6 protein-coding genes and 1 pseudogene are annotated in these 7,289 nt (G+C 58.5%); 4 read left to right on the top strand and 3 right to left on the bottom strand.

All coding sequences use genetic code 11. The features are described 5' to 3' along the window. The 3 genes and pseudogenes from VNZ65_RS13725 to VNZ65_RS13715 all read right to left on the bottom strand — a co-directional run. Window positions 1-799, bottom strand: a pseudogene (locus tag VNZ65_RS13725) (hypothetical protein); the annotation flags it as partial. 304 nt (window positions 800-1,103) lie between these two features. Then, entirely contained in the window at window positions 1,104-1,298 is a 195-nt protein-coding gene (locus VNZ65_RS13720) for a hypothetical protein (protein ID WP_325669883.1), read from the bottom strand. 89 nt (window positions 1,299-1,387) lie between these two features. Continuing rightward, window positions 1,388-2,263: a LysR family transcriptional regulator gene (locus VNZ65_RS13715; RefSeq protein WP_325669881.1), complete on the bottom strand. Its 876-nt coding sequence runs from the start codon at window positions 2,261-2,263 to the stop codon at window positions 1,388-1,390. Between the two features lie 150 nt (window positions 2,264-2,413). On the opposite strand from VNZ65_RS13715, the gene VNZ65_RS13710 reads away from it, so the two are divergent. The 4 genes from VNZ65_RS13710 to VNZ65_RS13695 all read left to right on the top strand — a co-directional run bounded on the left by VNZ65_RS13710 (window position 2,414) and on the right by VNZ65_RS13695 (window position 7,279). Then, complete coding sequence (locus tag VNZ65_RS13710; protein ID WP_325669879.1) at window positions 2,414-3,973, top strand: MFS transporter; 1,560 nt, start codon at window positions 2,414-2,416, stop codon at window positions 3,971-3,973. A 464-nt stretch (window positions 3,974-4,437) separates the two neighbouring features. Next, entirely contained in the window at window positions 4,438-5,412 is a 975-nt protein-coding gene (locus tag VNZ65_RS13705) for a TRAP transporter substrate-binding protein (RefSeq protein ID WP_325669877.1), read from the top strand. A gap of 35 nt (window positions 5,413-5,447) precedes the next feature. After that, window positions 5,448-6,008: a TRAP transporter small permease gene (locus VNZ65_RS13700; protein ID WP_325669875.1), complete on the top strand. Its 561-nt coding sequence runs from the start codon at window positions 5,448-5,450 to the stop codon at window positions 6,006-6,008. Continuing rightward, a complete protein-coding gene (locus VNZ65_RS13695) occupies window positions 5,999-7,279 on the top strand; it encodes a TRAP transporter large permease (protein ID WP_325669873.1) in 1,281 nt (426 codons plus the stop codon). Before VNZ65_RS13700 ends, VNZ65_RS13695 begins: the two co-directional genes overlap by 10 nt. The last annotated feature ends 10 nt before the right edge of the window (window positions 7,280-7,289 follow it).

The following is a 7,289-nucleotide window of genomic DNA, read 5'->3' as shown; positions in this document are numbered from 1 at the left end:
CCGGCATCGGCTTGCTGCTTGAATGATGAAGCGCGGCATTGTCGAGGATGATACGTACCCGGCCCTGGCTAGCCAGCTCCAGCAGGATCTTGCAGATATCCGGTTCGTTGAGGTCGTAGGCAAAGACGTCGAGATATTGCGACGGGTCCTGCAGCACTTCGTTGAGCAGTGCAAAAATCTGTGCGCGGGCGGTCAGTCCGAGCCAGGCGTATTCGTCGGCAAAGGTGTACTGCGCGCCGGCAGGATCGGCGCCGGAGACCTGTGCGGTGTCGAACAGCAGCTCGTTGCTCTTGGGGCGAATCAGGGCATCGACGCCGAAATGATGGGTGAACGCCTGCGACTGCGTATAGCCGCGGGTGAAGCCGAGCTTGAACTTGTTCTTGGCAAACGGTCCGACGTAGACGCTGAGTGCGACACCCTGGGCCGGGTCGATGGCGAGCAGCGATTGCTTGTCGTCGAAATAGCGTGGGGTGACGGTATAAGTGTATTCGCCGAAGAAGGGATCGGTGCCCTGATGGTTGGAGCCGGGCACATGCAGCCAGCGGAACTTGTGCACCGGCGCATTCACGCTTGAATTCGGCGGTTCCTTCGGATCCTGGGCATGGCTGGCGGGAGTTTCGAATTGCAGCGTGTTGTATAGGTAATAGGGCGCCAGGCCTGTGGGCTGGCATTGGACAGTGAAGCCCGCCAGGTTGACGGCGCTTTGAGAGTCGAGCAGGTTGAATGCCAGCAGGGTCTTGCAATCCCCGATGTGGGCGGTAACGGACAGCAGCTTCGATTGCTCTGTGACAGACGCCATTGCAACTCCCCGATTCAGTTGAGCGCCTGTGCAGCGGGCGCCGAAACAGCATGTGAATGATGCTGTGTCCCTGCGCGCTGGCTCCCGCGCAATGCAAAAAGCATTGGAAAATACTAACGAGGAATTGTTACCGTGCCATGACTTGTTGAATTGGAAATAACTAGTGTGCGGAAATGTTTTCCGACCCAATCCAGCATGGCCAGGATGGCGGGAACGGCAGTGGGCGTTCCGCGGGTGTCAGGCATGCATCGCGGCGTGGGATGCTAGAATTGCTGCTTGCTGCTTGAATCAGCAGTCCGCCAGTTCAGTCTTGAGGGTCGGACGACTCGGCTTCGTTGGTGGCATCGACAAAATGCTTGAGCGAGGCGTCCATATCGAGCCGCAATTTTCTGGCTACCTCAGGATCTCGTTGCTCGCTGGAAATGGCTGCAAAATATCTATCTTTTGCAAGGTCGTGCAGGCGTAGCGCCTCATTGATCTTTTGATCCGCAGTACTCATGCTTCTCTCCAAACGGGACAGGCGAGCAGCTATCCTAGCATCATCTCTCCGGTGTTTCAAACGCCTGCCAGGTTTGCGCGGACTGCAACCTAGGCGCTCCTGAGCATGGGTTGCGACGATTGCTCAGGCATGTCGAGGATCAGCTGGCCGAATTCGCAGGCTGCCAAGGTCTTGCCGCCGTCGCTCCAGATCAAGGAAAAATCGGCGCCTGGCAAGGGCGGCAAGCCGTATTGGCCATCGACGATTTTCATGCCCGGTTCCAGGTCGTCGCTGGTCAGCACGGTAATCGCCAGCCCGCCCAGCACCGCGGCGCGCAGGCCTTGCTGGCTCGGTGAAGTAAACACCACATGCCACTTGACGTCGGTCTGCTCCAGTTCGGTGACGCCGGCCTGGCGGTACACGCAGGGGGCCGGGAAGAAGGCCAGCGGCACCGAGGCATCGGCTTGCAGCGCGAATATGTCTGCCGCCACCCACACCAGCCTGGTGCGCCGGAGCACCGTGCCGCGCTCGCTTTGCGGCACCGATATCACCACCGCCAGGTCGAGCTCGCCGGCGTCGATCATCGCTCGCAGATCGAGATGCATGCTGACGTTGACCTCCAGCCGAATGGACGGGAAGGCGCGGGCGAACTGGCATAGCAGGGGCGGCAGCCGTGCGCCCATGAAATTCTCAGGCACGCCGAAGCGCACCACGCCGCATACCGGCGACGGCTGGAAGCGCCGGCTCATGGCATCTTGCGCCTGCAGGATCTGTTCGGCGTAACGCAGGAAATCCTCGCCGTCGTCGGTCAGGGTCAGCTTGCGGGTGGTGCGGCGCAGGAGCGGGCGACCGGCTTGCTCCTCAAGCCGGCGGATCTGGTGGCTGATGGCGGACTGGGTCAGGTGCAGTCGCTGCGCGGCGCGGGTAAAGCCGCCGGTTTCCTTGACGGCGACGAAGGCGCGCAGAAGAGTAGGGTCGAAGTCCATGGCGGTCGATAGATGATGGATTGTAATGAATGCTGCAAAATTAAATCATTTCTATCATAGGACAAATCCGCCCACAATGTTTCCTGTTGCCAAATCTCACCCCGCACAAGCCGGCCCGGCAGTTCGTAAAAACAGACAGGAAATATCGATATGACGCTCTCTCAAGTCAGCAAAAACAGGATCGCGCTGGCGGCAGTCTGCCTGACCGCGCTGATGTTCGGCCTGGAAATTTCCAGCGTGCCGGTGATCCTGCCGACCCTGGAAAAGGTATTGCATGCCGGTTTCAAGGAGTTGCAATGGATCATGAATGCCTACACCATTGCCTGCACCACGGTATTGATGGCTGCCGGCACCCTGGCCGACCGCTACGGCCGCAAGCGCATTTTCATCGTCAGCCTGGCGCTGTTCGGCATCACATCCCTGATCTGCGGCCTGGCGCAGGACGCCTCGTTGCTGATCGCCAGCCGCTTCCTGCAGGGCATGAGCGGCGGCGCCATGCTGATCTGCCAGATTGCCGTGCTGTCGCACCAGTTCCAGGAGGGCAGGGAGCGCAGCAAAGCATTTGCCATCTGGGGCGTGGTGTTCGGCATCGGTCTCGGCTTCGGGCCCATCATCGGCGGCATGATCGTGCTGCTGTCGAACTGGCACTGGGTATTCCTGGCGCATGTTCCGCTTGCCATGCTGACTTTGTCGCTGGTGCTCGGCAGCGTTGCCGAATCCCGCGATCCGCAGGCAAAAACGCTGGATATCCTCGGCATCGTCACTTTGTCGCTGTCGGTATTCGCCTTGACCTACTTCATTACACAAGGGCCGGACCTGGGATTTTCCAGCAATGCGGCGCTCGCCATCATCGCTGCGGCAATCGCGGGCTTCGTCATTTTCATCTACGTGGAAAAGCGGCAGCCATATCCGATGTTCGATTTTTCGGTTTTCAGGATACGCAATTTTTCCGGCGCCATTCTTGGATCCGTCGGCATGAACTTCAGCTTCTGGCCTTTCATGATCTATCTGCCTATCTATTTCCAGAGCGGTCTTGGCTACGATATCGTGGCGGCCGGGGCTTCCTTGCTGGCTTATACGCTGCCGACGCTGGTGATTCCGCCGTTGGCGGAACGTCTTTCGCTGCGCTACCGGCCGCGGCTGGTGATCCCGTCCGGCTTGTTGACCATAGGCGCCGGCTTCATCCTGATGAGGTATGGCAGCAGCGCCGGGCACGCCAGCTGGCTGACCATGCTTCCCGGATCGCTGCTGGCTGGCATCGGACTAGGCCTGACCAATACGCCGGTAACCAATACCACGACCGGCTCGGTGCCGGCCACGCGGGCCGGCATGGCGTCCGGCATCGACATGAGCGCCAGGCTGATTTCTCTGGCCGTCAATATCGCGCTGATGGGATTCATCCTGCTGGAGGGCATCCTGTCTTACTTGAGGAGCGCACTTCCTGGCGAACAAGATGGCTTGCGCCTGCGCTCTTTAGCCGAAAAAATCGCCTCCGGCAACTTCGGCTCGCTCAGAGACGGGTTTCCAGAGTTATCTTCTCTTGATGGTTCCGGTGCGATAGTGCATGCCGCGCTGGTGCATGGCTTCGGCATGGTCATGCTGTATGGCAGCGTTGGCGTCTGCATCCTGGCTGTCGCCAGCTTCATGGTTTTTGGTCCGGAAAGGGCAGTGCTGCGCGAGGAGAGCGGAAAGATCGGGGAATCCGTCTAATGGCGACATTGGCGCCGGCATGCTGGCAAACCTAATCTAATTTATTAAAAATATTATTTAACAGCATGATTATATTTATATATATATCAATTATAACATTTTACTTTTAATATTTTACTTTAAGGGTATTTGCGGTTTCAGGGGCTGCCCTTGCTAAGATGCTGGCAACACGGGAAGCAGCGTCTGGAGCAGGAAGTGGCAAAAGTGGGGTAATGGGGCTGACCTTCCGTGGAAACGAGATGGCTTGCTCGTCGTGATATGACGTCATACAAGTTGTATGTTCATCTTGTTTCTTCAGACTTCTTTCCCGGATAGCTTGGGTTTCTTCTGGTATGGCGTATTCAGTTGAATGCAGTGATTATTTAAATTATTGCGCCATTGAAAGTAACGTTGTACGATAACGTATCACATCTACTTTGGCTCACTGAGTGGATGTGAATACATAAAAACCAGGAGACAAACCCATGAAGCAAGCCATATCCATGCTGTGCGCCGCCTGCGTGGCCTCGTTGACCTTAGGCGCCGCGCCCGGCCACGCCCGGGAGTTTCGCGACGCCGACGTCCAGCCGGCGGATTATCCGACCGTCGCTGCGGTCAACTACATGTCCGACCTGATGAAACAGCGCAGCCAGGGCAAGTACAGCATCAAGGTGTATCCCAACAGCCAGCTGGGCAGCGAGCCGGATACGGTCGAGCAGGTCAAGCTGGGGGCGATCGAATTCACCCGTACCCATGCCAGTGTGCTCAACGCCATCTGCCCGGAAACCATGCTGCCTTCCTTGCCGTTCGTGTTCCGCAGCAAGGAACATATGCGGCATGTGCTGGATGGCCCGATAGGCGACGAAATCCTGCGTTCCTGCGAGGCCCACGGCCTGGTAGGCCTGGCGTTCTACGACTCCGGCGCGCGCTTTTTCTATACCAAGAAGCTGGTCAGGAATCTTGCCGACCTGAAGGGCATGAAGATCCGCGTGCCGCAATCCGAACTGTCGGTGGCCATGCTGCAGGCGCTGCATGCCAATGCGACGCCGATGGCGACCTCCGAGGTCTACACCGGCATCAAGAGCGGCATCGTCGACGGCGCTGAAAACAACTGGCCGACTTACCAGACCGCTCATCATTTCGAAATCGCCCCATACGTGTTGCTCGATGAGCATGACATGACGCCGGAAATACTGCTGATGTCGAAAGTGATCTACGACAAGCTGTCGGCCGACGACCAGAAAATGATACGGCAGAGCGCCAAGGCGTCCGTACCTTACATGCGCAAGCTGTGGGACGAGAAGGAAATTTCCTCGCGCGCCATCGTTGAAAAGGCCGGGATACACATCGCCGCCGCCAACAAGGCCGAGTTCCAGGCCAGCATGACCCCGGTCTACGCCAAGTTCGTCACCACGCCGAACATGAAAGACCTGCTCAAGCGGATCCAGGACACACAATAAGCCGCTCTCCCTCCGGAATCACCCAGGAACCGCTCATGACCGATGTCAATACTGCAGCAAATGCCGTTGACGGCAAGCGGGCGACCGCCTTGCTGCCGCCTTTTACCTTCCTCACCCGATGCAACGCCTGGCTGTCCCTGATATGCATGAGGCTGGCGGTGGCCGGCCTGATCCTGATTGCACTGGCTGTATTCGGCCAGATCTTCGGCCGCTATGTTCTCAACAACAGCCCCTCGTGGACTGAAGCTTTCGCCTTGCTGATGGTGCTGTACGTGACCAATATCGGCGTCGCCGTTTGCGTGCGCGACGACCGCCACATGGGCGTCGAACTGCTCACCGGCGCTTTGCCGGCGAAGGCGAGGGTGGTCCTGAAGATCGGCATCCATCTGCTGGTCATCGTGTTTGCGCTGCTGATGATCTGGAACGGCTGGATCCTGGGCCGCCAGATCATGGATTACATGATCCCCAACCTCGGCCTTTCCCAGGGTCTGACCTACTGGCCGCTGATACTCTCCGGCTGCCTGATCGTGCTGTTTTCGATTGAACACATCATCGCCTTGCTCCAGCATACAAAGGTCGTCCCATCATGGCATTGACTCTACTGTCCGTCAGTTTCCTGGTATTGCTGCTGCTGGGCGTACCCATTTCGTTTTCGATCGGACTGTCGGCGATCGCCGCCATCTGCTATGAAGGCTTGCCGGTGGCCGTGATCTTCCAGCGCATGATCGCCGGCATGAGCGTGTTTTCCTTTCTTACTATCCCGTTCTTCATCTTTGCCGGCGAACTGATGCTGTACGGCGGCATCGCCGACCGCATCATCCAGTGCGCGCGCGGCGTGGTGGGTCATATCCGTGGTGGCCTGGGCATGACCAATGTGCTGGCCTGCACCTTGTTCGGCGGGGTTTCCGGCTCGCCGGTGGCGGACATCTCGGCCATGGGAGCGGTCATGATCCCGATGATGAAGCGCGAGAACTACGACACCGACTATGCCGTCAACGTCACCACCCATTCCTCGCTGGTCGGGGTGCTGATGCCGACTTCGCACAACATCATCATCTATGCCCTGGTGGCTGGCGGCGGCGTGTCCATCACCACCCTGATCCTGGCTGGATTGCTGCCGGCTGCCATCCTGACCCTGGCCAACCTGACCGTCGCCTACCTGGTGGCCGTGCACCGCGGCTATCCGGCCGGCACCTTCCTTGGCTGGCGGGTGGCATTGCATAGCGTCCTGCGCGCCGTGCCGGGCTTGATGGTAGTGGTGATCATCATCGCCGGCATTACTTCCGGCATCTTTACCGCCACCGAATCGGCTGCGATTGCCGTGTTTTACGCGCTGCTCCTGACCACGCTGGTGTACCGCAGCCTGAGCTGGGAGGATTTCCTGAAAGCGGCGGTCAAGTCGGTCAAGACCACCGGCGTGATCCTGATGCTGATCAGCATTTCCTCTGCCTTCGGCTACCTGATCAGCCTGTACAGCGTGGCCGACACGGTTGGCGCAGCGCTGATGGCGGTAAGCAGCAATCCGATCGTGATTTTCCTGTTGATCAACCTGGCCTTGCTGCTGTTCGGCACTTTTCTCGACATGGCGGCGCACATCCTGATCTGCACGCCGATCTTCCTGCCTATCTGCGAACATTTCGGTATGGGCCCGGTGCAGTTCGGCATGATGCTGTTGATTAACTGCTCGCTGGGTTTGAACGCGCCGCCGATCGGGGCGGCGCAGATCATCGGCTGCACCATAGGCGGCATCCGCATGGGCCAGATCATGCGCACCATCTGGCCGTTTTACCTGGCGCTGCTGATTACCTTGCTGCTGGTGACCTTTGTTCCCGGCTTTTCGTTGTGGATTCCGGCGTTGCTTACTTAGCACTGACCTG

This window comes from Collimonas sp. (assembly GCF_035566555.1).
In the GTDB taxonomy this organism is placed as follows: Bacteria; Pseudomonadota; Gammaproteobacteria; order Burkholderiales; family Burkholderiaceae_D; genus Collimonas.
The sequence above is the reverse complement of the archived record's forward strand: the minus strand, read 5'-3'. Positions and strand labels throughout refer to the sequence as shown.

Coding starts and splice junctions, on each gene's coding strand:
- VNZ65_RS13705 (WP_325669877.1), top strand. CDS start 4,438: ATGAAGCAAGCCATATCCATGCTGTGCGCCGCCTGCGTGGCCTCGTTG.
- VNZ65_RS13695 (WP_325669873.1), top strand. CDS start 5,999: ATGGCATTGACTCTACTGTCCGTCAGTTTCCTGGTATTGCTGCTGCTG.
- VNZ65_RS13700 (WP_325669875.1), top strand. CDS start 5,448: ATGACCGATGTCAATACTGCAGCAAATGCCGTTGACGGCAAGCGGGCG.
- VNZ65_RS13710 (WP_325669879.1), top strand. CDS start 2,414: ATGACGCTCTCTCAAGTCAGCAAAAACAGGATCGCGCTGGCGGCAGTC.
- VNZ65_RS13720 (WP_325669883.1), bottom strand. CDS start 1,298: ATGAGTACTGCGGATCAAAAGATCAATGAGGCGCTACGCCTGCACGAC.
- VNZ65_RS13715 (WP_325669881.1), bottom strand. CDS start 2,263: ATGGACTTCGACCCTACTCTTCTGCGCGCCTTCGTCGCCGTCAAGGAA.